The following is a 26,491-nucleotide window of genomic DNA, read 5'->3' as shown; positions in this document are numbered from 1 at the left end:
TGTTAACAGTTGTTAATAACATTATTAAACATACTTTTTTTAATAATTATATCTCTTAACATTGGTTAGTAATGTACATTTTAGTGCTAATAACTTAACAGAAAATTTACATTAACTATTTTGGATGTTACGCAAATGTTATGGATTGTAATTTTTACGCAATTTTCCAACTTTATTTTTTAGAAATTAATGAATAGATATTAACAACTAATTAAAAGTACAGTTAACAGCTTTTGATTTATTAACTTTACCAAAAATTAAAATACAAATTAAGTTATGACTATTTCTATAGGAAACGACCACGCTGGTACCGATTATAAATTTGCTATTATTGAACTTTTAGAATCTAAAGGTATTACTGTTATTAACCACGGAACAGATAGTAATAATAGTGTAGATTATGCTGATTTTGTGCATCCGGTAGCTAAAGATGTTGAAAATGAAAAATCTACATACGGTATTTTAATTTGTGGAAGCGCCAACGGTGTAGCTATGACAGCTAATAAGCACCAAAAAATTCGTGCTGGTTTAGCTTGGAATAAAGAAATTGTAGAACTTATTAGAGCACATAATAATGCAAATATTATTTGTATTCCTGCAAGATTTACAGCTATACCACAAGCTATAGCAATGGTTGAAACATTTTTAAATACAACTTTTGAAGGTGGCCGCCACCAAAATAGAATAGATAAAATTCCGGTTTCATGCTAAATGGCTCATAACCAAAACCATAATCACACCCATACTACTTTAAAAGGTAGAAATCTTATTATTTCTATTTTTTTAAACATTTTAATAACCATTGCGCAAGTTATAGGCGGTTTGGTTTCTGGCAGTTTATCATTATTAAGTGATGCCTTACATAATTTTAGTGATGTTATATCATTAGTTGTTAGTTATGTAGCAACAAAACTAACCCAAAAAAAAGCCTCTGAAGATAAAACTTTTGGTTACAAACGTGCCGAAATTTTAGCTGCTTTTATTAACGCTACTACCTTAATAATTGTAGCTATTATTTTAATAAAAGAAGCTATTTTACGCTTTAAAAACCCAGAAACTATACAATCTAACCTAGTTATTATCTTAGCATTGTTAGCTATTATTGGTAATGGGTTTAGTGTACTGTTGTTAAAAAAAGATTCTGGTAATAACCTTAATATAAAATCGGCTTACATACACTTATTAACAGATATGTTAGCAAGTATAGCTGTGTTAATAGGTGGTTTGTTAATGAAGTATTACGGGCTTTTTTGGGTAGATAGTTTATTAACATTTTTAATAGCGCTTTACTTAATTTGGGTGGGCTATTTTTTGTTAAAATCATCTACAAAAATGCTTATGCTTTTTACACCAGAACATATTGATATTAAAGATGTTGTATCTAATGTTAATAGCCTACCAAAAGTAAAAAAATTGCACCATGTACATATTTGGAATTTAAGTGATGATGAGCTGCATTTAGAGGCACATTTAGATTTAAATGAAAATGTAAGTATTACAGAGTTTGACAACATCTTATTAACAATTGAAAAACTTTTACAAGAAAAATATCATATTAATCATGTAACCATTCAACCAGAATTTAATAAAGATGATATTAAAGATATTATTGTACAAGATTAATACGTTTTTTTATCTCTTTCACAATGTAAATTAATATGCTAACAATACAAACCAAAACTTTTAACCAATTAACAATTAACCAGCTTTATAATATTTTACAATTACGAAGCGAAGTTTTTGTTGTTGAACAAGATTGTGTATACCAAGATATAGATTACAAAGACCAAAATGCCATTCATATTTTAGGTATTAAAAACAATAAAATTGTGGCATATACACGAATTTTTAAACCAGGCGATTACTTTGAAAACGCAAGTATTGGTAGAGTTGTAGTAGCTAAAAATGAACGCAAACACAGCTATGGTTATAATATTATGAATGCATCAATAACTGCTGTTAATAACTATTTTAATGAAACTACTATTAAAATTTCAGCACAATGTTACCTTGTAAAATTTTATAATAATTTAGGCTTTAAAGAAATTGGAGAACCTTATCTTGAAGATAACATTCCGCATGTTGCTATGTTAAAAGGTTAATAATTAAACTAACAATCTATTTTTTTAGTGTAAAATGTCCTTTTATGGGTTTATTATTTTGTCTGTTAATAACATACCAATAGTCATCTGAAATTAAAGTATTACCGTTATACGTGCCATCCCATTCTAAATTATTAGGCTGTAAAGTTTTTAACAATTTACCATATCTATTATAAATATTTATAGATAAAAATGTACCCGTATTATCAATTACTTTCCAAGTATCATGGGTATTATCATTATTAGGTGTAAAGTATTTAGGTATATAAAAACTAGCGTTAGTTATTAACACATAAAAATTAGATTGGTTGCTGTAACAGGCTGTATTATTATAAATAAAAATTGTTTGCGAATTGTTAATAACATCACCAGCAAAAAGGGCATTACCATTACCATTAGCCTGGGTAAAGTAATTGCCATTTGTTAGTACTGGTAAGGTGTATGAAGGGCCAACAACATCGGGTAATTCATCAACCAGAATTAAATCTTCGCAAGCACTTTCAGTGTTTACATAATTTGAAAAATTAACCGGATTCCAATTAGAATGATTTCCGTTAGGGTTATCAACAATTACACAATTTAAATTATTGTTTTCTGAAAAATCAAATAGGGTGAAATTACTATTATTACCGTTATTAACATTTAAACTACAAAGGTTATTATAACTAACATTTATTTGAGTAAGTCTGCTGTTTTCCGATAGGTTTAAAACACTTAAATTATTAAAACTACAGTTAATTTCAATTAAACGTGTATTTAAACTTAAGGTATTAATTTGGTTGTTATTACAGTATAAAAAAGCTAAATCTGTATTTAATGATACATTTAAACTAGTTAATAAATTACCCGCGCATTGTAGCCTATTTAAGGTAGTATTTTTAGAAATATTTAAGTTACTTAGTTGGTTATTATCACAAACTAAAACATTAAGTTTTGTATTGTTTGAAACATCAAGTGTAGTAATATTATTATTACCACAGGCTACTGAAATTAAATTTGGATTTTGAGTAACATTTAAGCTACTTATTTGGTTATTATCGCACCATAAAATTTGAAGCAAACTGTTGTTAGTAACATCAATATTAGTAAGAGCATTATTATTAACAAACAATTGGGTTAAGTTAGTATTGTTTGAAATGTTAATGTTTGAAATATTATTATTTGCACATTCTAGCACCATTAAATTGGTAAAATCTTCAATACCAGTAAGGTTATTAATGTTTTTAGATTCTATATTTAAATTTGTTAATGAAGCTATATTTGCTGTAGGAACAATACCATTAATTGGTGCAGTATCTAAACCTAAATCAATTAAAGCTTGCTCAAAATTAGAATCGGGTATTGCTGTGTTTTGCGAAAAAACGTACATGTTTAAAACAAGTATTAAATATGTAGTTTTTTGCAGCATTTTTAAGGGTTTTCTTTACCAACGTATGTTATAAGAATTTCTACTCTTCTATCAAATTTAGGGTCGCCACCTAAAGGAAATTTTCGGCGCATACCCATGTAACGCATACGTCTTTTATCAACTCCTTTTTTTGCAAAATAATCATGTACATATTTTGCTCTGGCTTCCGATAGGTTTCGCTTTTTTGTTTTTCTATCAATAGCATCTCTAGAAAATTTTGTGCAGCACACATGCCCTTGTATGGTAAAATAAATGTTTTTACGCTCAGCTAATGCTTTAGCTATGGCTTCTAAAGTTTTTTTTGAGTTTGGTGTTACCGTAGCGTAACCTGTTTTAAATAGAATGTTTTCAAATACAATTTTATCGCCAGCTTTAACATCACCTTTAATTTGTTCTTGCTCGGTTTTCTTTTTTTCAATAGTAGCAACAGTAATAATTTCTTCTTCTACTTTTTCTGGTATAACTTCGGGTTTTGGAGTTACTATAATTTCAACTTTACGATTTAAACCACGTATTTTAATGGCATTTTTTTCATCAACAATTTTAAGTAACACCTCGCCTTTTCCATCAACGTTAGTAATAAGATTTTCGCTTATTTCGTTTTCAGAAAATATATTTTTTATAGTATTAGCTCTTTGTTGTGAGAGTTTTAAATTATAGGTATCTGCGCCAACATCATCACAAAAACCATAAATAGAAATAGTTTCAATATCAATATCAGTTAATGTTGAAATAAATAAAAGTAACCGGCTTTCTTCAGTTGATGGTACTGTAAACTTATCTGTATCAAAATATACTTCGTGCGTTAATTTTTGGGCATAAGTAAACTTACAGGTAAGTATGAAGCATAATATAAATACGTGTAGTTTATTCATTGTAGGTTGCTATTAATTAGGGATATAAATATAATATTTTTAAGCAATTGGCGCTTAAATTAGGTGTTTTTTGGGTTTAATTGCTTTTTGTTAAGGATAAAAAACAAGGTGTTTTACTTTAAATAGCTTAAATATGTAGTTGGGCTACCAAGAATACTAGTAGCTTTTTTTATTTTTTCATCGTGTATTTTATAGTATTCATATAAACCCTCGCGGTAAACGTAGCGTTTTACAATTTCTTCGGTAAGTAATGTTAATAAAAAGTTTTTATTTTCATTAAGCACTGTTTCTTTTGAGTTGTTTAAACTAGAAATTAAGGCGTTAAATTCTTTTTCAATATTATCATTCAATTCTTCTTTAGTTGCGGTTTCAAAAGCTTTAAAAAGTGCTTTTTCAGTATCTGTTTCAAATGAAAATTTGTTGGCGTTTAAATAGTTTTTAAATTCTGAAAAATGCTTATCACTTAAAGTGAAAGTATTAATGTTTTCAATGGTGTTATTGTAGTAAAAATTAGTGGCAAAATTGAAAACTAAATCGTCATTTAAAATAGCATTTGTAATGGTTGAGTTTTTTGAAGCTGGAAAGATAACATCGGGCAAAACACCGCCGCCATCAAAAACTTTACGTCCGTTTTTAGTTTTAAACTCGTTGTAATTTTCTTGTTTAACACGTACAGCTTCACCTTTTTCGTTTCTATTCCAATAATCTAAAGATTGAATACATCTGCCTGAAGGCGTGTAATATCTAGAAATTGTAATTTTTACCTGTGTACCATAAGTTAGTGCTTTTGGGCGTTGTACTAAGCCTTTACCAAAACTTCTAGAGCCTACAACCACTGCCCTATCTAAATCTTGTAATGCACCCGAAACAATTTCACTTGCCGATGCACTATTACCATCAATAATAACAACTAACGGAATTTCAGTATCAATAGGTTCAGCTTGCGTGTAGTATGTTTTATTGTATTTTTTTACTTTAGATTTTGTGGTAACCACCAGTTGGCCTTTTGGTACAAAAAGGTTCACAATTTTTATAGCTTCGTTTAGTAAACCACCGGGGTTTCCTCGTAAATCTAAAATAATATGTTTTGCACCTTGTGCTTTTAAATCTCGTAGTGCATAATTGGTTTCAGCATGCGCTTTACGGTTAAATTTACTTAAAACAATATAGCCTGTTTTATCATTTACCATTGAAAAATGAGGTACCGCTTTAATTTCAACTTCGGCTCTTTTTATAGTAGCGGTGGCCAGTTTATTTTGGCGTTTATAGGTTACGTTTATGGTAGATCCTGCAGTGCCTTTTAGTAAATTACCACTGTTTTCTTTGTAATCTTCAATACGTGTATCATTAACTTTTATTATTTCATCGCCTGCTTTTAAGCCCGCTTTATCGGCAGGATAATTTTTATAAGGCTCAACAATTATCAGTTTGTCTTTTAGGGTTTTAACTTTTGCGCCAATACCAGTATAATCGCCTGTGTTATTAATTCTGGCAGATTCTACATCTTGCTCGTTCATGAAATTTGTGTACGGATCAAGATCTGCCAACATGCTTTTTATAGCGGTATCCATTAAATTGGCAGGATTGGTTTCATCAACATAATTCATGTTGAGTTCTTTAAAAACTGTAGTAAAAATTTCTATTTGTTTGGCTATTTCAAAAAAATCGTTTTTAAAAGCTGTAGTGCTTAAAAAAACAGTAAAAGCTAAGCTTAAAAGCACAAATTTATTTTTTATAATTTTTTTCATGTTTTATGTTTTTTGAAACAAATACTATTGGCAAATAGTTTAGTTGTTAACTTTTTCTGAAAATTTATTGAATAGTGTATTCATTTTGCTTTGAATTTTTGCAAATGATGGTTTTTCTTTTCCAATGTACAAAATCATGAACGCATATTGTGTTGTTATGTTGTTAAAATATGATGGTTTATTTAAGCGATAAGATTCTCTTAATAAGCGTTTTATTAGGTTTCTATCAACAGCTTTTTTAAAGTACCGCTTACCAACAGATACGCCTGTTTTTGCTACAATATTTTCTGGAAACGATGTTTTTAAAAATACTAAACGCAATGGATATACTGAAACCGATTGTCCTTCAGAAAACAACAGGTTTATTAATGTTTTACTTTTAAGTTTTTCTTTTTTTGAGTAGGTAAATTTCAATGGTTTGTTTTTAACAAAAACCAAAGGTAGCAAATTATAAAATGACATGCTTTTTTATAAAAAACAAAAGCGATTCGTGTAAAGAATCGCTTTTAAAATTTATAATATTTTGAAGTATTTATTACTTGGTATTATTCTTTTTGTTAACATCGGCCATCATTTCTTCAGGATCAATACTAACGCTTTTAACAGTTTTTGATGTGTTGAAAGTATAGGTTGGGTATGCCCAAGCCCAATCTTTAATTATAGTTGCTGTTGTTGGTTTTTCGCCACGCATCATTTGTAATGGTATATAAAAATTTTCAGTAGTACCATCAGTATACGTAACGGTTACATCAATTGGCATTGGCATTACACCAAAACGCTGTAATGTAACGGTTTTGTCTTCAATTGCAGCTACACCGTAATCTATGGTATTGGCGGTTTGTGTAAAATCTGTTAAATACCAATCTAATTCTAAACCAGAAACTTTTGAGGCAACTCTAATAAAATCATTTGGTGTTGGGTGTTTAAAGGCCCAAATATTAAAATATTCTTTTATAGTTTTTTTCAAATTTTCTTTGCCAATTATATAGCCTAATTGTGCTAAAAACACTTCACCTTTATTGTAAGCAGCAATACCGTAAGCTTGATTAAAAGTATACCTATCGGCATGTGTAGAAAGCGGTTGTTCTTTGCCAGAGTTTGCTAAATAAATATAGCCTTTGTAGGCATTAGCAAATGGGTTTTTTTTGTTTTCTTTCATTACATAATTCATTGCAGCATCACTTATGTAGCTTGTAAAACCTTCATCCATCCACTCGTGTTTAGACTCGTTTGTGGCTAATAAAAATTGAAACCAAGTGTGTGCTAACTCGTGCGCTGTAACGCCCACCAAACTACCAAAACTACGTTTACCAGTTATTAGTGTACACATAGCGTATTCCATTCCGCCATCGCCCCCTTGAATAACTGAGTATTGATTGTACGGATATTTACCAATATGCTTACTGTAATATTGCATAAGTTCAACTGTTTTTTGTTGAAACTTTTTCCAGTAAGCTTTTGTTTGAGCATCTAAAGTATTTTTGTAATAAAAGTTTAATAATGGGCCATTAGGCACTTGCTTTGTATCGTGAATATAATCAGGATCTGCAGCCCAAGTAAAATCATGTACTTTTGGTGCTTTAAAGTGTAATGTTTTTTTATTACCATTTATTTTAGGATTTCCTTGTAAATAACCAGTACCGCCAACTACGTAGTTTTTATCAATGGTTAATTTTACATCAAAATTACCCCAAACACCATGAAATTCTCTACCAATATATGGGTCTGCATGCCAACCTTCAAAATCATACTCGGCTAATTTAGGGTACCATTGCGTCATAGATAAAGCTACGCCTTCTTTATTATTTCTTCCAGATCTGCGTATTTGAACCGGCACTTGTGCGTTAAAATCCATATTAAAAGTAGCTTTTTCACCTGGTAAAATAGGTTTATTTAAAGTTACTTCTAATATGGTTCCAACGGTTTCATAGTGTATAGTTTCACCGTTTTGTTTTAAGCTGTTCACTTTCATGTAACCAATTTCATTTGGTTTTAATTTGCTAATACGATCTCCAACTCTAGGGTCTGGATCTGCAATGGTGCGCGAACGTACATCCATTTCACTACCAGGTTGAAAGGCATTAAAATACAAGTGGTAAAACACTTTATTTAAAACATCGGGTGAATTATTTGTGTAAACTAATGTTTGTTTTCCGTTGTATTGGTAGTTATTAACATCCATATCAATTTCCATAGTATAATCTGCATGCTGTTGCCAATAAGCAGTGTTATGGGTTGAATTATTGGATGTTAATGGTGTGTTTGGTGTTGTGGGTGTAGTAGCATTTTTAGGTGTGTTACAACCCAATAATACCATTACAAATAGAAAAGCTGAATAATAACGAATCATTAATTTACGTATTTATTTTAAAAATTGTTTTTGGTTTCTTTTTTTTTACATTTTTGAAGCCATAATTAATGCATTGTAAGCATTGGCTATTTTTCCAGATTTTACAACATCGCCATATGGTCTTACATCATCACTGTTACCACCAACAACAACTTTACTTTTAACAGGCAAACCAGAGTCCATAATAATTTGTTTAACCTGAGCAGCACTTAATTTAGGGTAGTATGAACGAATTAAAGCAGCAACACCAGCTACAGCAGGCGCAGCCATTGATGTACCACCTTTTGTATCATACTCATTTTCTGGAGTAGTAGAGTACACTTGCGCACCAGGAGCAAAAACATCAACATTTTTTTTACCGTAGTTAGAAAAACTAGCAAGTAAGTTTGAACCATATTTTGGAGCTAATGCACCTACTCTAATATATGAATTTGAAACTTCAACATAATTTACATTATCATCAGGAAAATTAGGTTCAGTATCAACATCTTTACTATCATTACCAGCAGCATGTACAAAAACTACATCTTTTTTACTTGCGTAAGCTATGGCTTCACGTACTTTATCACTATGCGGAGAAAAGCTTTTACCAAAACTACCATTAATTACTTTTGCACCATTATCAACAGCATATCTTATAGCTAAAGCAACATCTTTATCATATTCATCGCCGTTTGGTACAGCTCTAATACTCATAATTTCAACATTATTAGCAACACCGTTTGCGCCTTTACCGTTGTTACGTTCGGCAGCAATAATACCAGCTACGTGTGTACCGTGGCTTTCACTTTTTTTAACTGGTTTTACGTTTCCGTTACCATAACCTTTTATTGAAAAGTCATTAGGGTCATCACCTGTTAAACGTCCTTTAAATTCTTTGTTTAAATTGTAGTTTAAACGTTCGTTAATACTTTCTAAACCGTTTGATAGTTCATCAATAGCATCGGGTAAAGACTCTAAACCGTTGCCGTACATAAATTTTGCTAATTGCACAGCTTGATTTAGTTTTTCATCTTCAGTTTTAATAGCATTTACGTCTTTTTTGGTGTAATTTTCTTTACCAAAATGAGCTTTAAAAACATCGTGAGCGCCTTTTACTTGTGTTAATATTTGCTCATAGCGTGTTTTACGCTCCATCCATTTAGGGTATTCGGCATCATATTCAGCTTGTGCTCTGGCATAATCTGGGTTTGAAGTGTCTCCAGTGGCTAAAATTCTAACAAATTCTAATTGTTCATTGTAACCATCGCCTAAAAAGTTCCAACCGTGTACATCATCAATGTAACCATTTTTATCGTCGTCTATTCCGTTGTTTGGTATTTCATCGGTATTAGTCCAAATAACATCATCTAAATCTTCATGGTCAATATCAATACCAGAATCTATAACAGCAACAATTACTTTTTGACCTTTTTTGTTTTTAATTATTTCGGCATAGGCTTTATCAACACTCATACCAGGTATGGTATCTTTTACCAAATCTAAATGTCCCCAATTTTCTTTTTCAGCTTTTGTTAATTCTGAAACTTTTAAAGGGGTAGTATCAATATTTTCTATAGGAGTAGAAAGAATATCTGCAGAGCCACAGCTAGATATTAGGAATGCAGAAAATGCCGAAGCAGTTAAAACTTTTAATGTTTTCATGTTTTAATTTTATTAATTGAATATTTCTTGGGTTGTATAAATATTATTGAGTCTTACACCTTTTTCGGTGTTTTTAACGGTAATAATTTGGTTATGCGCATCATGTTCTAAAAATAAATAGTAGTTGTTTTTTGCTGCTATATTTAGAAATTTTTCTTTTTCTGAAAGGGTTAAAAGCGGCCTAGTATCATAACCCATAACGTATGGTAGTGGCAAATGCCCCACGGTTGGTAATAAATCTGCCATAAAACAAATGGTTTTTCCTTTGTAGTTAACCATAGGAATCATTTGTTTATCAGTATGCCCATTTGCAAAAAAGATATCAAAACCTAATGCTGAATTTTTTAAAATATCAGTTTCAGGAATATCAGTAAACTTTAAATGGCCACTTTCTTCAATTGGAATAATGTTTTCTTTTAAAAACGATGCTTTTTCTCTGGCATTGGGTTGCGTAGCCCATTGCCAATGGTCTTTATTGCTCCAAAAATGTGCATATTTAAAGGCAGGTTGGTAACCGGTTTTATTGTTATTCCATTCAATACATCCGCCAGAATGATCAAAATGTAAGTGTGTTAAAAATACATCGGTAATATCATTTTTAGTAAAACCGTGTTTATTTAATGAACTTTCTAGAGTGTGGTTGCCCCAAAGGTGGTAGTAACCAAAAAACTTTTCAGATTGCTTATTACCCATGCCCGTATCAACTAAAATAAGCCTTTTACCATCTTCTATTAACAAGCAACGTGCTGTTAAATCTATCATATTATTGGCATCGGCCGGATTTGTTTTTTGCCATAAAGATTTTGGTACCACACCAAACATAGCGCCACCATCTAGCTTAAAATTACCAGCATTTATTGGGTATAATGTCATAGTTTGTAAAATTAAAAAAATCGCAACAAAAATTGAGTTTTGTTAAGAATATATTAAGAGAGTATTTTAAAACGGACTGTAAAAAAACACCTTAAAAGGTAATAATTTAAAACAAAAGTTATTCTTTTTATAAAAAATACACTTAAAAACACAAAACCAAAGGATTTATTTATATTAGTGAACTTAAAAACGTTTTTATGTTAGAACTATCTGGAATTATTATTCTAGGAATTTTAGCCCAATGGTTTGCTTGGAAGCTTAAAATTCCTGCAATTTTACCGTTAATTTTAATTGGTTTATTTGTTGGCCCCATTGCTGCTGAGTTTATTAGTGATGATGGCTATAAATGGATTGAACCTATTTGGAATGGCGAAAAAGGCCTGTTCCCGGGCGAAGGTTTATACTACTTTGTATCATTAGCCATTAGTATTATTTTATTTGAAGGAGGTTTAACCCTAAAATTACGCGAAATTAAAAACACTACAGGTGTTATAACAAAGCTTATATCAATAGGCTCCTTAGTTACGTTTTTTGTAGGTGCTATTGCCGTACATTACCTTTTTAATTTAGATTATGAACTGTCGTTTCTGTTTTCAGCATTAATAATAGTTACTGGCCCAACAGTAATTACCCCTATTTTAAGAAACATTCCTTTAAAAAAAGATGTATCTACCGTTTTAAAATGGGAAGGTATTTTAATAGACCCCATTGGTGCGCTAGTAGCTGTAATTGTTTTTGAATTTATTTTTGTTGGCGGTGGTGGTGGTTTTACCAAAACAGCATTAATAGAGTTTGGTAAAATTATACTTTTTGGTTGCACTTTTGGTTTTACGTTTGCGCATGGTTTTCACTTTTTAGTAAAGAAAAAACTAATACCACATTATTTGATGAATGTGTTTTCATTAGCAGCCGTATTAGGGTTATTTGTATTATCTGATACTTTTGCGCATGAATCTGGCTTATTATCGGTAGTGGTAATGGGCATGGTTTTAGGTAATAAAAACGATTCTTATTTAAAAGAAATACTATACTTTAAAGAGTCTTTAAGTGTTTTACTAATATCGGTACTTTTTATACTATTAGCTGCTAATATAGATTTTGAAAACCTAATGTTATTAGCTACCTGGAAAACCGCTGCACTATTTGCAGTAGTAGTGTTTATAATTAGGCCATTAGGCGTGTTTTTAAGCGCATATGGCTCTAAATTAACTTTTAATGAAAAAGTATTTATAAGTTGGGTAGGCCCGCGTGGTATTGTAGCTGCTGGTATTGCATCACTTTTTGGTAGTAAATTAATGGCCGAAGATGTTGTAAATGCAAACTACTTAACACCTTTAGTATTTATGGTAGTACTAGGTACTGTACTTTTAAACGCCACTACAGCACGTTTTTTTGCAAAACTAATTGGTGTATTTTTAAAGAATTCTGATGGTATTTTAATTGTAGGTGCATCACCCGTAGCGCGTTTAATTGGTAAATATTTAGTAGATAATAACAGGCACGTTGTACTTATTGACAGTAACCATAATAACGTAAGGCAAGCTAAAGAAATGGGCTTAGAGGCTATAAATACCGATATTTATTCGGTGTCTCTTGAAGATAATATTGAATTGAATGATGTTGGGTTTTTAATGGCTTTAACCGGAAGTGCAGATATTAACCACTATGCCATTAGCCGTTTTAGTGAACAGTTTGGTGAAAACGGATCATTTAGGTTAATTACTGCCGAAGAAATGAACAACCCTGAAAATATGCCAAAAGAAGGCTTATTTTCTCAAACCGATGATTTTAACTCATTAACAAGCGTTGCATTACAATATCCTTTTATACATGAAATTGAAATTAAAGATCAAAATCACTACGAAGAACTTATTGACATAACCAGCTCAAATGATGTTATGGTACCTTTGTTGGTAAAAGATAAAAAAGGTGTTTTAGAAATTATTTCAGCTATAAATAAATCTATTAAAATAGAAAAAGGCTTTCAACTAGTATATTTAGGAAAGCCTTTTTAAGTGTTTTTGTTGTATTAAAACGTACTAATCTGCTTTAAGTTGTAGGTTAGTAAATTCTTTATTAACAACTAGTGTGTTATTTTCAAATTGTACATCTGAGAAATCTACATATTCATTATCAACTTTAATAGATTTTACATTAAAAGGAAGCCCTATAATATTAATTTTATAAGTGTTATAAGAAGTTACATATTCTCCTGTTTTATGAATTCTAATAATAAGTTTATCACTATTACCCGCTAAGTTAAATTTCTTTAGGCTGTAGCGTCCTTTTGTGTAATCGTAGCCATCATTGGCATCTTCAAAAAGTTGAGAATCTTCTTTACCATCTTTAAAGTACACATCTAAAGTAAGTTGGTCAATATCTTTTTCACCAACATACTGCTGTACCGGGTATTTAGGTATTACGGTACCAGCTTTAACAAATAGAGGCATTTCATCTAAATCTGCATCAACCCACATTTCTTTACCACCAGAAACAATATTGTTTGTCCAGTAGTTATACCAATCACCACGTGGTATATACATACGTCTTCCTTTAGAATTTGGTTCATTTATTGGGCATACCAACATTTGGTTTCCAAAAATAAACTCATCGGTTCTGTAATGCGTTTGTATATCCTCTTGGTCAAATAACACCAATGATTTTAACATGGGTACGTTATTTTTATGATACTGATAGAAGGTTGTGTATAAATACGGAAGTAATTGATACCTAAGTTCTATAAATTTTCTAACAACATCGGTTATTTCAGTACCAAATGTCCAAGGTTCTTGTTCGCCGTGGTCACCAGATGAGTGTGTTCTACAAAACGGGTGGAAAACGCCTAATTGAATCCAACGAGCGTAAAGTTCGCCGTTAGGTTGTTCAGCAAAACCACCAATATCAGAACCCGCAAAGGAGAAACCAGAAAGAGCCAAACGTTGCGCTTGTATGTTTGCTATTTGTAAGTGTTCCCAAGTGGCTACGTTATCACCCATCCAAGTTGAGGTATAACGTTGTGTGCCTGAATAAGCCGAACGTGTAATTACAAACGGACGTTTAGGGTAATTAAAGCGTTTTAAACCATGGTATGTGGCTCTTGCCATTTGCATACCGTAAATATTATGTGCTTTTTGGTGAGAGCATGGGTTGCCATCATAATCGTGTCTTACGTCTGGTGGAAATGATTTACCAGGAACATCCATTACTGCAGGCTCATTCATATCATTCCAAACACCTTTAACCCCAATTTCAGAAACTAGTTCTTTAAATAAACCAGCCCACCATTCGCGTACTTCGGGTCTTGTATAATCTGGAAAATAACATTCACCAGGCCAAACTTTACCTTTCATATAAGGGCCATCGGCACGTTTACAGAAGTAATCTTTTTCTAAACCTTCACGAAATACATCGTAATCCATGTCTATTTTAATACCCGGATCTATAATTACAACGGTTTTAAAACCATCATCGGCTAATTCTTTAACCATGCGTTTTGGCTCCGGAAAATACTCTTTACTCCAAGTAAAACAACGGAAACCTTCCATGTAATCTATATCTAAATATATGGCATCACAAGGTATTTTTAAGTCTCTAAATTTTTGAGTTATTTCTTTAACTTGAGATTCTGGGTAGTAACTCCATTTACATTGGTGATACCCTAAAGCCCATAATGGTGGTAACTCTGGCGTACCTGTTAAATCTGTGTAGCTTACAACTACATCTTGCATATCTGGACCGTAGAAGAAATAGTAATTCATTTCGCCACCTGAAGCCCAAAAGCTTGTTACGTTACGTCTTTCTTGACAAAAATCAAAATAGGTTCTAAAAGTATTGTCAAAAAATATACCGTATGATTTTTTGTTGTGTAAACCTGTGTAAAACGGAATGGCTTTGTAAATAGGATCTGTATTTTTACCAAATGCGTAAGAATCTGTAGCCCAATTTTCAAATCGTCTGCCTTTTAAGTTTACATGTTCTGGTTTATCACCTAAGCCGTAGTAGCTTTCACCTGTTTGGGCTACTTTACTCATTTTAACAATATCGCCACCTAATTCATAGCTTTCTTCCCAATGAAACCCTAATTCATCTTGGCAAATTATGGTATCATCTTTAGCATCTAGTATTGAAGTTCTTAAATCTACTTTGTAAACATGGCAAATAAGTTTTGCGGTAGTTACAATGTATTTTTCATCATCTTGAGTTATTTCAAGATGGTTAAAACCACGGCTAGCATTTTCATCAATGGCATATGAGAAGTCTTTGTTAAACTTTCCTACGGTTGAATATCTAAATCTTAAAACACTGTCTCTTAAAACGGTAAGTTGTAAAATAACATTGTTTGCGGTTGTAAAATGTAGAACATCTACATCTTTTTCGTAGTTTATAATGTTTGAAGGGAATAAATCGCCTTTGTATTCTAATTCGGTATTAAGTATCATAAATAAAATCAGTTAGTTATGAGTAAACGAAATTACTAAAAGATTATAATTTAAAGCGTGGTTTTTTTTTAAAAAAACCACGCTTTTATTAAGTAAATATTAAATTATTGAAACTTAAATTAAGGATAATTAAAGTTTTATTTAGTTTTTGAAGCTGAAAACCACCATACCTAATGGCGGAATGGTTATTTCTGCTGAAAAATCTTTGCCATTCCAAGGGTTTTCTTTTATTGAAACAGCTCTTTTATTACCAATACCGCCGCCACCAAAAGCTGTGGCATCAGAATTGAAAATTTCTACCAATTTGCCATTATGTGGTACACCTATTTTATATTTTTTTCTAACCGAAGGTGTTAAGTTACATACTACAATTACATTATTTTCTTGGTTATATCCTTTTCTAATGTATGATATTACCGAGTTTTCATAATCATCATAACTAATCCACTCAAAGCCTTCGCCAGTAAACGGTTTTTCGTATAATGCCGGTGTTGTTTTGTAAAGTGTATTTAGAGCTTTAAAATAGTTTTGTGTGTTTTTATGAGGTTCAAATTCTAGTAAATTCCAGTCTAAACTTTCTTGAAAATTCCATTCATTATATTGCCCAAACTCGCCACCCATAAAGAGCAGTTTAGTTCCGGGATGTGTAAACATATAACCGTACAGCAAGCGTAAGTTTGCAAAACGTTGCCACTCATCACCAGGCATTCTGCCTAAAATGGAGTTTTTACCGTACACAACTTCATCATGCGATAAGGGTAGCATAAAGTTTTCTGTAAATGCGTATGCTAAACTAAAGGTAATTTCGTTGTGGTGATATTTTCTGTAAACAGGGTCTTTTGCAAAATATTCTAAAGTATCGTGCATCCAACCCATCATCCATTTCATACCAAAACCTAAACCACCAAGGTTTGTTGGTTTTGAAACCATAGGGAATGCTGTAGATTCTTCGGCAATGGTTTGTACATCAGGAAATGTTTTATAAACTTCTTTATTTAGTTCTTTCAAAAAGTCTATTACAGCTAAGTTTTCTCTGCCGCCGTACATATTTGGTTCCCATTCGCCGTCTTCTCTAGAATAATCTAAAAATAACATAGATGCAACAGCATCAACACGTAAACCATCGGCGTGGTATTGGTCTAACCAAAAAATAGCGTTGCTTATTAAGAAAGATCTAACCTCGTTTCTTTCATAATTAAAAATTAAGCTTTTCCAGTCTGGGTGATAGCCTTTGCGTTTATCAGGATGTTCGTATAGATGTGAGCCATCAAAAAAGCCTAAACCGTGGGCGTCTTCAGGGAAATGTGATGGTACCCAATCTAGAATAATACCAATATCGTTTTGGTGAAGTTTATCAACTAAATATTTAAATTCTTCGGGGTAGCCATAGCGAGATGTTGGTGCAAAATAGCCTGTTAATTGATAACCCCATGAAGGATCAAAAGGATATTCCATTATTGGCATAAGCTCAACGTGTGTAAAGCCCATATCTTTAACATAATTAACCAATTCATCGGCTAATTCAAAATAGGAAAGAGACCTGTTTTCTTCGGTTTTTTTTCGCCATGAGCCTAAGTGAACTTCATAAACGGAATATGGCGCATCTAAAGCGTTATGTTTTTTGCGTTTTTTTAACCAATCTTGGTCTTTCCATTTGTAATTATCTTCCCAAATTACAGAGGCTGTTCTTGGTGGGTGTTCGCAGCGTTTTGCATACGGATCTGCTTTTTCTGTAACCACACCATTGTGGTGGCTATGAATTTTGTATTTGTATATGTTGCCTTTACCAACAAAGGGTATGAAGCCTTCCCAAATACCACTAGAATCCCATCTTACATTTAGTTGGTGTTCTTCATCGGTCCAGAAATTGAAATCGCCAATAACAGAAACCTGTTTAGCGCTTGGTGCCCAAACGGCAAAGTAGGTGCCTTTTATACCATCTACAGTTACTGGGTGTGCGCCAAATTTTTCATAAAGGCGGTAGTGTTTTCCGGCTTTAAATAGGTTGATGTCAAAATCTGTAAATAAACTATACGCTTTTACATGTGCCATAAATTATAATGTGAACCCTCTAGGAATGGTTACGCCTTTTTTAATTACTACTATACCATCTTTAACAAAATAGGTATCTGTTTCTGTATCTTCTAGGTGATTACCACCATTAATTCTAACATCATCACCAATTCTGCAGTTTTTATCTACAATGGCATTTTTTATAAAACAACGCTCGCCAATACCTAAAAGAATATCAATTTTTTCTTCTTCAATTTTTTCTAGTGATTCATATCGATCAGACCCCATCATATAGGTGTTAATAATGGTTGAGTCTTTACCAATTCTAGAACGAATACCTATTACAGATTGTTCAATTTTTGCGGCATTTATAATACACCCTTCAGCAATTACCGCTTTTTCTAAAGTTGTGCCTGCTATTTTTGTTGTTGGTAGCATGCGTGCTCTGGTGTAAATGCGTCTGCTTTTATCGTATAAATCAAAATCTGGAATATCTTTGGTTAAGCCAATATTGGCTTCAAAGAAAGATTCAATTGTTCCAATATCTGTCCAGTAACCTTCGTATTGGTAGCTAACAGTTTTATGATTTTCTATACTTTGTGGTATAATTTCTTTTCCAAAATCAATAGTATCAGGGTTTTCCATTAATTTAACAAGAAGTTCTCTGTTAAAAATATAAATACCCATTGATGCTAAATAGTTACGGCCTTGGCTTTTCATATCATCACTTACTTCTGATACCCAATCAGGAAGCAAACTAGCATCTGGTTTTTCTATAAATGAGGTTACAACGTTTTCTTCGTTGGCTTTCATAATACCAAATCCAGGAGCATCTTTAGCGCTTACTGGAATGGTTGCAATAGATATTTCGGCTTTACTTTTTTTATGAGCTTTTACCATTTCATCATAATCCATTTGGTAAAGCTGATCTCCAGAAAGTATTAAAAAATAGTCAAAATCATGTCTTACAAAGTGGTGCATACTTTGGCGAACAGCGTCTGCGGTACCCTGAAACCAAGTTTTATTTTGTGGTGTTTGTTCTGCGGCCAAAACATCAACAAAAGCACTACTAAAAAAACTAAAATGGTAGGTATTTTTTATGTGCCTGTTTAAGGAGGCCGAATTAAATTGTGTTAAAACAAACATGCGTTTTATGTCTGAATTAATACAGTTTGAAATGGGGATATCTACCAACCTATATTTACCTGCAATGGGTACTGCGGGTTTTGATCTGTCTTTAGTTAGTGGGTATAGTCTAGAGCCTTGGCCGCCACCTAAAATTATGGCTAAAACTTTGTCGTTAATCATTTACTGGTTGTTTAATTGATTTATAAAGGGTTATATATGTAATAGCTGATTTGTTCCAAGAATGATCAATAGTCATTATTTGTTTTTGAAGTGCGCTAAAGGTTTTAGTGTCTTTGTATAACTCTACAGCTCTATTAACAGCGTGCACTACACTTGCAGCGGTTATTTCTCTGTGACAAATACCAAAACCATTAGGTTCATCAATATCTGTAACGGTATCTTTAAGGCCGCCAACGCTTCTAACAATTGGTATGGTACCGTATCTTAAAGCGTACATTTGATTTAAACCACAAGGCTCAACGCGTGATGGCATTAGTAAAAAATCGGCACCTGCATAAATGTTGTGAGATAGTGCTTCATCATAGCCAATAAACGCATTGTATAAACCTTTAAAGTTTAATAAGTCTTTTAAAGGTTCTTCAATATCTTTATTACCAGAGCCTAAAAGTAAAATAGAAGCATTTTTTGTATTTAGAATTGTTTTAAAGGCTTCAGGAAACAAATCGGCTCCTTTTTCTAAAACAAGTCTTCCTATGAAAGCAAAAAGTGGTTTTTTAGGGTCTAAGTTAAATTTATTACATAAATACATTTTGTTAGCAACCTTACCTGTATTTATGGTTTTTGTGTTGTAGTTTCCTTTGATGAATGGGTCCGTTTCCGGGTTCCAAACACTCACATCAATACCATTTAAAACACCCACACATTTGGCAGCTTCACTACTTAGTAAATCTTCTAAACCATTAGCAGATTTTTTAAGTTCTTCCATATAACTTGGTGAAACTGTTGTAACTCTCCAAGCACATTTAATGGCTGCAGCTAAGGGGTTTATAGAGCCACCCCAATCTAACAACCCAACATTATCAAAATTAAATTCTGGAATTAGGTTTACTTTATCATGCGAAAACCAACCTTGGTATTGTGCATTATGTATGGTAAAAATACTAGGCGTGTTTTTAAAAACAGCATATTGTTTACACTGTTGCATCATAAAAGGTGTTAACCCTGTATGGTGGTCGTGGCAATGTATAATATCTGGCAAATCATTCCAAGTTGATAACCAGTTTAGTGCTGCAATTTGAAAGGCTAAAAACCGCTCTGTATCTTCACTGGAGTACACATAATCTTTAAAAATTAGTTTTGGTACATCAATAAAATAAACATTAAAGTCTAGAACACCTTCATCAAGCATTAAAACATTAAACTCTAGTGTATCATCAGCAAGTGTGAGAGTATCACTATAAATTTTATTAAAATTATGGGCTTTGGTAAATTTATTGTCATAATAAGGCATTATAACATGCGAAAAAATACCTGCGTTATTTTGGTATTTTGGTAAGGAACCAACAACGTCTGCCAAACCACCAACTTTGGCTACCGGATAACACTCTGCACTAATATGTATTACTGTCATATTAAACTTTCATATGTTATAAACATACAAAAATATTGTTAATAACTTTGTTGAAATCTCATTTTTGAGAAAAAAAAAACATTATTAAGGATATTTGATTTTTTCATTAAAGAAATTCAACAAATACCTTTTTTTTCCTTTAATATTCTATAAAATTCAACAAAGTCTTCTAGTAGGTACTATTATGTTTTTGGTGCTAAAGAAGCTTTTTAAATACTGGTATTTTATTAATCGTTAAGTTTTAAAACGGCCATAAATGCTTGCTGCGGAATTTCAACATTACCAACTTGACGCATACGTTTTTTACCTTTTTTCTGTTTTTCTAAAAGTTTACGTTTACGCGAAATATCACCACCGTAACATTTAGCAGTTACATCTTTACGAAGCGCTTTAATAGTTTCTCTTGAAATAATTTTAGCACCAATGGCTGCTTGAATTGGAATATCAAATTGCTGACGCGGAATTAACTCTTTTAATTTTTCACACATTTTTTTACCAATAGTTTGGGCGTTATCTGCGTGAATTAATGCTGAAAGTGCATCAACAGTTTGTGCATTTAATAAAATATCAACACGTACTAGTTTTGATGGTTTCATGCCAATTGGATGATAATCAAAAGAAGCGTATCCTTTTGAAACGGTTTTTAATCTATCGTAAAAATCAAAAACTATTTCCGCTAGAGGCATATCAAAATTAAGTTCTACACGTTCGGTAGTTAAATAGGTTTGGTTGGTAATTTGCCCACGTTTTTCAATACAAAGGCTCATAACATTACCAACAAAATCAGATTTTGTAATAATGGTTGCTTTAATATAAGGTTCTTCAACGCGGTCTAGTGTTGAAGGATCGGGTAAATCACTTGGGTTATTTACAATAATAATTTCGTCTGGTTGCTTTTTGGTGTACGCGTGGTATGATACGTTTGGTACGGTTGTAATAACCGTCATATCAAATTCACGTTCAAGGCGTTCTTGAATAATTTCCATGTGAAGCATGCCTAAAAAACCACAACGGAAACCAAAGCCTAAAGCGGCAGAACTTTCGGGAGCAAAAATTAGAGAAGCATCATTTAACTGAAGTTTTTCCATGGATGCTCTTAGCTCTTCATAATCTTCAGTATCAACAGGGTAAATACCAGCAAAAACCATTGGTTTTACGTCTTCAAAACCAGAAATGGCATTTTTTGTTGGTTCTTTAGCATCGGTAATAGTATCACCAACTTTAACTTCGCGGGCGTCTTTAATACCGGTAATAAGGTAACCAACATCGCCTGCTTTAATTTCTTTTTTAGGTAATTGCTTAAGTTTTAGTGTACCAACTTCATCTGCAAAATACTTTTTATTGGTAGCAATAAATTTTATTTCTTGTCCTTTTTTTATAGAGCCATTAATAACCCTAAAGTAGGTTTCTACACCTCTAAATGGGTTGTAAACAGAATCGAAAATTAAGGCTTGCAAAGGTTCATCAGGGTTGCCTTTTGGCGCAGGAATACGATTAATAACTGCAGCTAAAACATTTTCTATACCAAAACCGGTTTTACCACTGGCGTGTATAACATCTTCAGGGTCGCAGCCTAATAAATCTACAATATCATCAGTCACTTCTTCAGGGTTGGCGCTTGGTAAATCTACTTTATTAAGTACAGGAATAATTTCTAAATCATTTTCTAGTGCTAAATATAAGTTTGAAATGGTTTGTGCTTGTATGCTTTGTGCTGCATCTACAATTAGTAAAGCGCCTTCGCAAGCAGCAATTGAGCGTGATACTTCGTAACTAAAATCTACGTGACCTGGTGTGTCAATTAGGTTAAGCACAAATTTTTCGCCATTAAATTCATAATCCATTTGAATAGCATGACTTTTAATGGTAATACCACGTTCGCGCTCTAAATCCATACTATCAAGTAATTGATCTTGTTTTTCTCTATCTGTTACAGAGCCTGTAAAATCTAATAAGCGGTCTGCTAATGTGCTTTTACCGTGATCTATATGTGCTATTATGCAAAAATTTCTAATGTTTTTCATGCTTGTTACTCGATTACCGAGATTTAAGTGAATTGAGACTTACCCAAAAAATAAAATTAGTTTTTTCTAATAAACTATCTGTAGTGCTTATACCGAGCAGTTTACTTCAAATTACTAGAGGCGCAAAGATACTCTATTTAATCAAAGATAAAACTATTATTTTGTAGCAACAATTTATAATTAATATACCCAGATTGCTTTTATGATACCATTAAAGTACCGCAAATACCTAAACTAACAATTACATAAACAGCTGCAATTATAAATAAAACCATAGCGGCTTTTTTACTTTTAGGCCTTACTAAAAAACCAATTATAGTTAATAAAACAGCGGGCCCAAACATGATGGCTAAAATTAAATAAATAATACCATCTAAATTAACTTCTAAAAAATGCGTCATGTTTAAAATTAAAGTTAGGGTTAAAAAGTTAGCTGGTTTCTTAGTGTTTCTAAGTATGCTCTTTTATCATCTCTGTAAAACAAATTCATGGTTTCAAACGGAATAATTTTGTTGTCTTTATTAACAATATGCACGCATGATTTTTTAATGGCGCGTACATCAAAGTTATAAGCATCAATAAATTGCATTATAATGATACGAAATAAATTATCATATCCTAAATTAGGCGCATCAATATTAGGTAAACAGCACATAATACTTTTTAAGTTTTCTTCAGCCACTTCAACAGAATTTCCGGTGCTAAAAAGCTCAATCATTTTACCGTGTAATTGTTCATCTTGCTCATAAATAATGGTGTTTTTACTGTTGTCTAGTAAATCGTTTGGATTAATGTATCGGGTTAACGGAAACACTTCTCCATTTAATTTTAAGGCATAACCCATAACCAATGCATCTGGGTTACATGGCACTGGCAATAAATCATCAGATGTAAAAATATTGGTTTGCTCCATGATGTTTCTGCGCACTTCGGTAAGTGTCATTCTATCGGTTTCGGGGTTAAAATTATCTAACCTGCCCGCAATTTGTGTGGGCTGAAATGTTACACCACGTACACATTTTTGTTTTAGGGCATAATCTATAATTTTACCAATTTCATGGTCGTTTAATCCTTTTTGTAGTGTAACTACTAAGGTTGTAGATAGGTTTAGATTATTTAAATTATGTAAAGCCTGTTTTCTTATATCATTTAAATTTGCTCCGCGTAATTCTTGCAATACGTTATTCTCAAACGAATCAAATTGTAAATAAATTTCAAAGTCTGGCGCGTAGGTTTTAAGTTTTTTGGCAAAAGCAACATCTTTAGCAATTTTAATACCGTTTGTATTAAGCATTAAGTGCCTTATTGGTAAAGATTTAGCGTAATCTAAAATGTCCCAAAATTGCGGATGAATAGTAGGCTCTCCACCCGAAATTTGTACCACATCAGGCTCTTTTTCATTTTTTACAATAGTATCAAGCATTTGTTTTATTTCCTCTAACGTGCGGTGTCTTCCGTAAGTAGGCGAGGAGTCTGCATAACACGTAGGGCAGGTTAAATTACACCTATCTGTAACCTCAATAACCGTTAAGCATGAGTGTTGCTCATGGTCTGGGCACAAACCACAATCATAAGGGCAGCCATAATGCGTTTTGGTATTAAAGGTATACGGTGTTTCGCTAGGTTTATTGTAGTTTCTTATGTTTTTATAGTATTCAACATCATCGGCAATTAATACTTTAGATTTTCCGTGCTCTTTACAATATTTTAACATGTAAACCTTATTGTTTTCAAACACAATTTTGGCATCAACACGTTTTAAACATTCAGGGCAAAGACTTAAAGTATAATCGTAATAGGTATAATTTCTAACAGGCATTTTTAATATTTTAATTTGGGCGTTACCCACAGGGTCGGGCTTTCGGCAGTCGCTCTCTCCTGCGTCGAGGAGCTTCAACAGATGCCTCAATCCCTAACGCAGGTGTATTTCTAATTAAGTATTATTTTTTTGGCTTTTTGTTACTTAAAAAACATAAGTATAAATACTGTGATAAGCCCACTAATCATTATTGTACTAGTCCAATAAAACATTTTAGTACCCCACTGATTAAACATTTTTTTGCCATATAACTTTTTTACATAACCATTGGTAAACTTCCAATAAAGAAGTGCAGTAAATAAAAAAAGCACTACAGCAACAACAATCATTAATATATTATCCATTAGTTAATTTTGTTTTGTAAAAGATACTAAAGTTTTTCTGTAATAAAGCATACAAATTATGCACAATATTTGAATGGTACTTAAACCAAAAACATAAAAAACGTTTGGTTTTAAAAATTCAATAAAAAATCTAAAGGCAAAATATGTTATCATAAACCATTTAAAAATATTGCCATTTTTTACACTAACATTTTTCTGTAAATGTTTCAAAACAAAAAATAAAACCAACAAAAACAATAATTCATAAAGAGAAGTAGGGTGGCGTAAAACACCATCGCCTAAATCCATACCCATAAAAAAAGATGTTTCTTTACCATAAGTAAACTCATTAATACCCGATAAAAAACAGCCAATACGCCCAATAAAAATGCCTAAAATAATGGGCAAAGTAAACAAATCACCCGAAGATTGTGTTTCGCCAATACATTTTTTAGCAAGTTCAACACCTAATAAACCACCAAACAAACCACCCATAATGGTTTTAGCATTTAAAAGTTCAATAATGTGTTCTTTTGAAAATGTAATTAGCGGGTTTTCTAAAATACCCACTAACCTAGAGCCAATTAATGCACCCAAAGCAGCACCTAAAATAATTGCTAATCTGTTATTTGATGAAATAGCATCAGTACATTTTCGTCTTAAATACACATAATACCTAAACCCTAAAAAAAATGCTAAATACTCTAAAATTAAATGAATATTAATATTATAACCAAATAATTGGGGCTCAATAGGTATTTGCAAGGGTTCAATTTTTTATAAATATAGCGCTTTCAACAAAAAACAGTAATTTTGCAACTTCAAATAAATGTATGGTAAAAATAGATAACATAGAACTTCCAGATTTTCCCTTACTTTTAGCGCCTATGGAAGATGTTAGCGATCCGCCTTTTCGTGCTTTGTGTAAAGAGCAAGGGGCCGATGTTGTTTACACCGAGTTTGTGTCTAGCGAAGGTTTAATACGTAATGCAGCCAAAAGCGTTATGAAGCTAGATATTTATGAAAAAGAAAGACCCGTTGGCATTCAAATTTTTGGTGCTAATTTAGATAGCATGCTGCAAACCATTGATATTGTTGAAAAATCTAAGCCAGATATTATTGATATCAATTTTGGTTGCCCAGTAAAAAAAGTAGTTAGTAAAGGAGCGGGTGCTGGTATTTTAAAAGATATCTGCCTTATGGAAAAACTAACTGCCGAAATGGTAAAACGCACCAATTTACCTATTACAGTAAAAACTCGTTTAGGTTGGGACCACGATTCTATAAAAATTGTTGAGGTAGCCGAAAGGTTGCAAGATGTTGGCTGTAAAGCTATTGCAATTCATGGACGTACACGTGCGCAAATGTACAAAGGAAGTGCCGATTGGAAACCTATTGCTGCCGTAAAAAACAACCCTAGAATGCATATTCCGGTGTTTGGAAATGGCGATGTAGATTCACCTGAAAAAGCTGCCGAAATGCGTGATAGTTATGGTTTAGATGGCGCCATGATTGGACGCGCAAGCATAGGAAATCCGTGGTTTTTTAAACAAGTAAAACATTATTTTAAAACAGGCACATATTTACCACCAATTTCTTTAGAAGAACGTGTTGAAGCTGCACGCCGCCATTTACAAATGTCTATTGATTGGAAAGGTGAAACTTTAGGTGTTTTTGAAACCAGACGCCATTACACCAACTACTTTAAAGGTATTCCGCATTTTAAAGAATACCGTACAAAAATGGTAACTAGCGATAAACCTGAAGATGTTTTTGCAACCTTTGATGAGGTTTTAGATAAGTTTTCGGGGTATGAGTTTACCGTTTAATTATTTGTTTATTTCCACATGAAATCACATATAAAAATAACATATTGTACACAGTGCCAGTGGCTATTACGCGCCACTTGGATGTCTCAAGAGTTACTTACCACTTTTAAAGATGATATTGATGCGCTAACGTTAATACCAGGAACAGGCGGTATTTTTGAAGTGCATGCTAATGATGAAAAAATTTGGTCTAGAAAAGACATGAATGGGTTTCCTGAAATTACTAAACTAAAACAATTGGTTAGAGATGTTATTGCACCCAATAAAAGTTTAGGGCATATAGACAGGAAACACACTTAAACAGTGTAATTTATTTAGTTTTACT

The 26,491-nt window shown here is 32.4% G+C and carries 21 protein-coding genes; 6 read left to right on the top strand and 15 right to left on the bottom strand.

Going from position 1 to position 26,491, the window contains the following annotated elements; translation table 11 throughout:
• Nucleotides 1–276 precede the first annotated feature (276 nt).
• From ACXAG4_RS05175 to ACXAG4_RS05165, 3 genes are read left to right on the top strand one after another with little or no spacing between them, the layout of a single operon-like run.
• Nucleotides 277–711, top strand: coding sequence for an RpiB/LacA/LacB family sugar-phosphate isomerase (locus ACXAG4_RS05175; protein ID WP_475295006.1), 435 nt, complete (start codon nucleotides 277–279; stop codon nucleotides 709–711).
• Nucleotides 712–1,623 (top strand): cation diffusion facilitator family transporter, encoded by a 912-nt coding sequence (locus ACXAG4_RS05170; RefSeq protein ID WP_475295005.1) that lies wholly within the window; start codon nucleotides 712–714, stop codon nucleotides 1,621–1,623.
• Nucleotides 1,624–1,658: 35 nt separating this feature from the next.
• Nucleotides 1,659–2,102: a GNAT family N-acetyltransferase gene (locus ACXAG4_RS05165; protein ID WP_475295004.1), complete on the top strand. Its 444-nt coding sequence runs from the start codon at nucleotides 1,659–1,661 to the stop codon at nucleotides 2,100–2,102.
• Nucleotides 2,103–2,118: 16 nt separating this feature from the next.
• On the opposite strand, the gene ACXAG4_RS05160 is transcribed toward ACXAG4_RS05165, so the two are convergent.
• The 7 genes from ACXAG4_RS05160 to ACXAG4_RS05130 form a co-directional block, all read right to left on the bottom strand.
• Nucleotides 2,119–3,471: a T9SS type B sorting domain-containing protein gene (locus tag ACXAG4_RS05160; protein ID WP_475295003.1), complete on the bottom strand. Its 1,353-nt coding sequence runs from the start codon at nucleotides 3,469–3,471 to the stop codon at nucleotides 2,119–2,121.
• A gap of 41 nt (nucleotides 3,472–3,512) precedes the next feature.
• The gene (locus tag ACXAG4_RS05155; RefSeq protein ID WP_475295002.1) at nucleotides 3,513–4,385 is read right to left on the bottom strand and encodes an OmpA family protein; all 873 of its coding nucleotides are present in this window, start codon (nucleotides 4,383–4,385) and stop codon (nucleotides 3,513–3,515) included.
• A gap of 113 nt (nucleotides 4,386–4,498) precedes the next feature.
• Nucleotides 4,499–6,133, bottom strand: coding sequence for a S41 family peptidase (locus ACXAG4_RS05150; RefSeq protein WP_475295001.1), 1,635 nt, complete (start codon nucleotides 6,131–6,133; stop codon nucleotides 4,499–4,501).
• Between the two features lie 39 nt (nucleotides 6,134–6,172).
• A complete protein-coding gene (rnpA, locus tag ACXAG4_RS05145; RefSeq protein ID WP_475295000.1) occupies nucleotides 6,173–6,547 on the bottom strand; it encodes a ribonuclease P protein component in 375 nt (124 codons plus the stop codon).
• Nucleotides 6,548–6,668: 121 nt separating this feature from the next.
• The gene (locus ACXAG4_RS05140; protein WP_475294999.1) at nucleotides 6,669–8,483 is read right to left on the bottom strand and encodes a M1 family metallopeptidase; all 1,815 of its coding nucleotides are present in this window, start codon (nucleotides 8,481–8,483) and stop codon (nucleotides 6,669–6,671) included.
• Nucleotides 8,484–8,528: 45 nt separating this feature from the next.
• Nucleotides 8,529–10,127: a S8 family peptidase gene (locus ACXAG4_RS05135; protein ID WP_475294998.1), complete on the bottom strand. Its 1,599-nt coding sequence runs from the start codon at nucleotides 10,125–10,127 to the stop codon at nucleotides 8,529–8,531.
• A gap of 12 nt (nucleotides 10,128–10,139) precedes the next feature.
• Nucleotides 10,140–11,000 (bottom strand): MBL fold metallo-hydrolase, encoded by an 861-nt coding sequence (locus tag ACXAG4_RS05130; protein WP_475294997.1) that lies wholly within the window; start codon nucleotides 10,998–11,000, stop codon nucleotides 10,140–10,142.
• A gap of 197 nt (nucleotides 11,001–11,197) precedes the next feature.
• Here ACXAG4_RS05130 and ACXAG4_RS05125 point away from each other — a divergent pair, with 197 nt between their 5' ends.
• Entirely contained in the window at nucleotides 11,198–13,015 is a 1,818-nt protein-coding gene (locus ACXAG4_RS05125; protein ID WP_475294996.1) for a cation:proton antiporter, read from the top strand.
• Nucleotides 13,016–13,039: 24 nt separating this feature from the next.
• Here the strand turns inward: ACXAG4_RS05125 and ACXAG4_RS05120 are convergent, their stop codons facing one another.
• The 8 genes from ACXAG4_RS05120 to ACXAG4_RS05085 all read right to left on the bottom strand — a co-directional run bounded on the left by ACXAG4_RS05120 (nucleotide 13,040) and on the right by ACXAG4_RS05085 (nucleotide 25,102).
• Nucleotides 13,040–15,439 (bottom strand): glycoside hydrolase family 31 protein, encoded by a 2,400-nt coding sequence (locus ACXAG4_RS05120; protein WP_475294995.1) that lies wholly within the window; start codon nucleotides 15,437–15,439, stop codon nucleotides 13,040–13,042.
• A gap of 141 nt (nucleotides 15,440–15,580) precedes the next feature.
• Entirely contained in the window at nucleotides 15,581–17,491 is a 1,911-nt protein-coding gene (glgB, locus tag ACXAG4_RS05115; protein WP_475294994.1) for a 1,4-alpha-glucan branching protein GlgB, read from the bottom strand.
• Nucleotides 17,492–17,494: 3 nt separating this feature from the next.
• A complete protein-coding gene (locus tag ACXAG4_RS05110; protein ID WP_475294993.1) occupies nucleotides 17,495–18,760 on the bottom strand; it encodes a glucose-1-phosphate adenylyltransferase in 1,266 nt (421 codons plus the stop codon).
• Entirely contained in the window at nucleotides 18,753–20,171 is a 1,419-nt protein-coding gene (locus ACXAG4_RS05105; protein ID WP_475294992.1) for a glycogen synthase, read from the bottom strand. The genes ACXAG4_RS05110 and ACXAG4_RS05105 overlap by 8 nt, the downstream gene beginning before the upstream one ends.
• 227 nt (nucleotides 20,172–20,398) lie before the next feature.
• Nucleotides 20,399–22,195 (bottom strand): translation elongation factor 4, encoded by a 1,797-nt coding sequence (gene lepA, locus ACXAG4_RS05100; protein WP_475294991.1) that lies wholly within the window; start codon nucleotides 22,193–22,195, stop codon nucleotides 20,399–20,401.
• Between the two features lie 200 nt (nucleotides 22,196–22,395).
• Nucleotides 22,396–22,596, bottom strand: coding sequence for a hypothetical protein (locus ACXAG4_RS05095; protein WP_475294990.1), 201 nt, complete (start codon nucleotides 22,594–22,596; stop codon nucleotides 22,396–22,398).
• Nucleotides 22,597–22,616: 20 nt separating this feature from the next.
• Nucleotides 22,617–24,014: a radical SAM protein gene (locus ACXAG4_RS05090; RefSeq protein ID WP_475294989.1), complete on the bottom strand. Its 1,398-nt coding sequence runs from the start codon at nucleotides 24,012–24,014 to the stop codon at nucleotides 22,617–22,619.
• Between the two features lie 347 nt (nucleotides 24,015–24,361).
• Complete coding sequence (locus ACXAG4_RS05085; RefSeq protein ID WP_475294988.1) at nucleotides 24,362–25,102, bottom strand: prolipoprotein diacylglyceryl transferase; 741 nt, start codon at nucleotides 25,100–25,102, stop codon at nucleotides 24,362–24,364.
• Between the two features lie 68 nt (nucleotides 25,103–25,170).
• On the opposite strand from ACXAG4_RS05085, the gene dusB reads away from it, so the two are divergent.
• Nucleotides 25,171–26,166 (top strand): tRNA dihydrouridine synthase DusB, encoded by a 996-nt coding sequence (gene dusB / locus ACXAG4_RS05080; RefSeq protein ID WP_475294987.1) that lies wholly within the window; start codon nucleotides 25,171–25,173, stop codon nucleotides 26,164–26,166.
• 18 nt (nucleotides 26,167–26,184) lie between these two features.
• Entirely contained in the window at nucleotides 26,185–26,466 is a 282-nt protein-coding gene (locus ACXAG4_RS05075) for an Rdx family protein (RefSeq protein WP_475294986.1), read from the top strand.
• The last annotated feature ends 25 nt before the right edge of the window (nucleotides 26,467–26,491 follow it).

It is taken from the genome of Seonamhaeicola sp. ABD4_175 (assembly GCF_056160885.1).
Note: the sequence above shows the minus strand (reverse complement) of the source record. Positions and strands in the feature narration are given on the sequence as shown.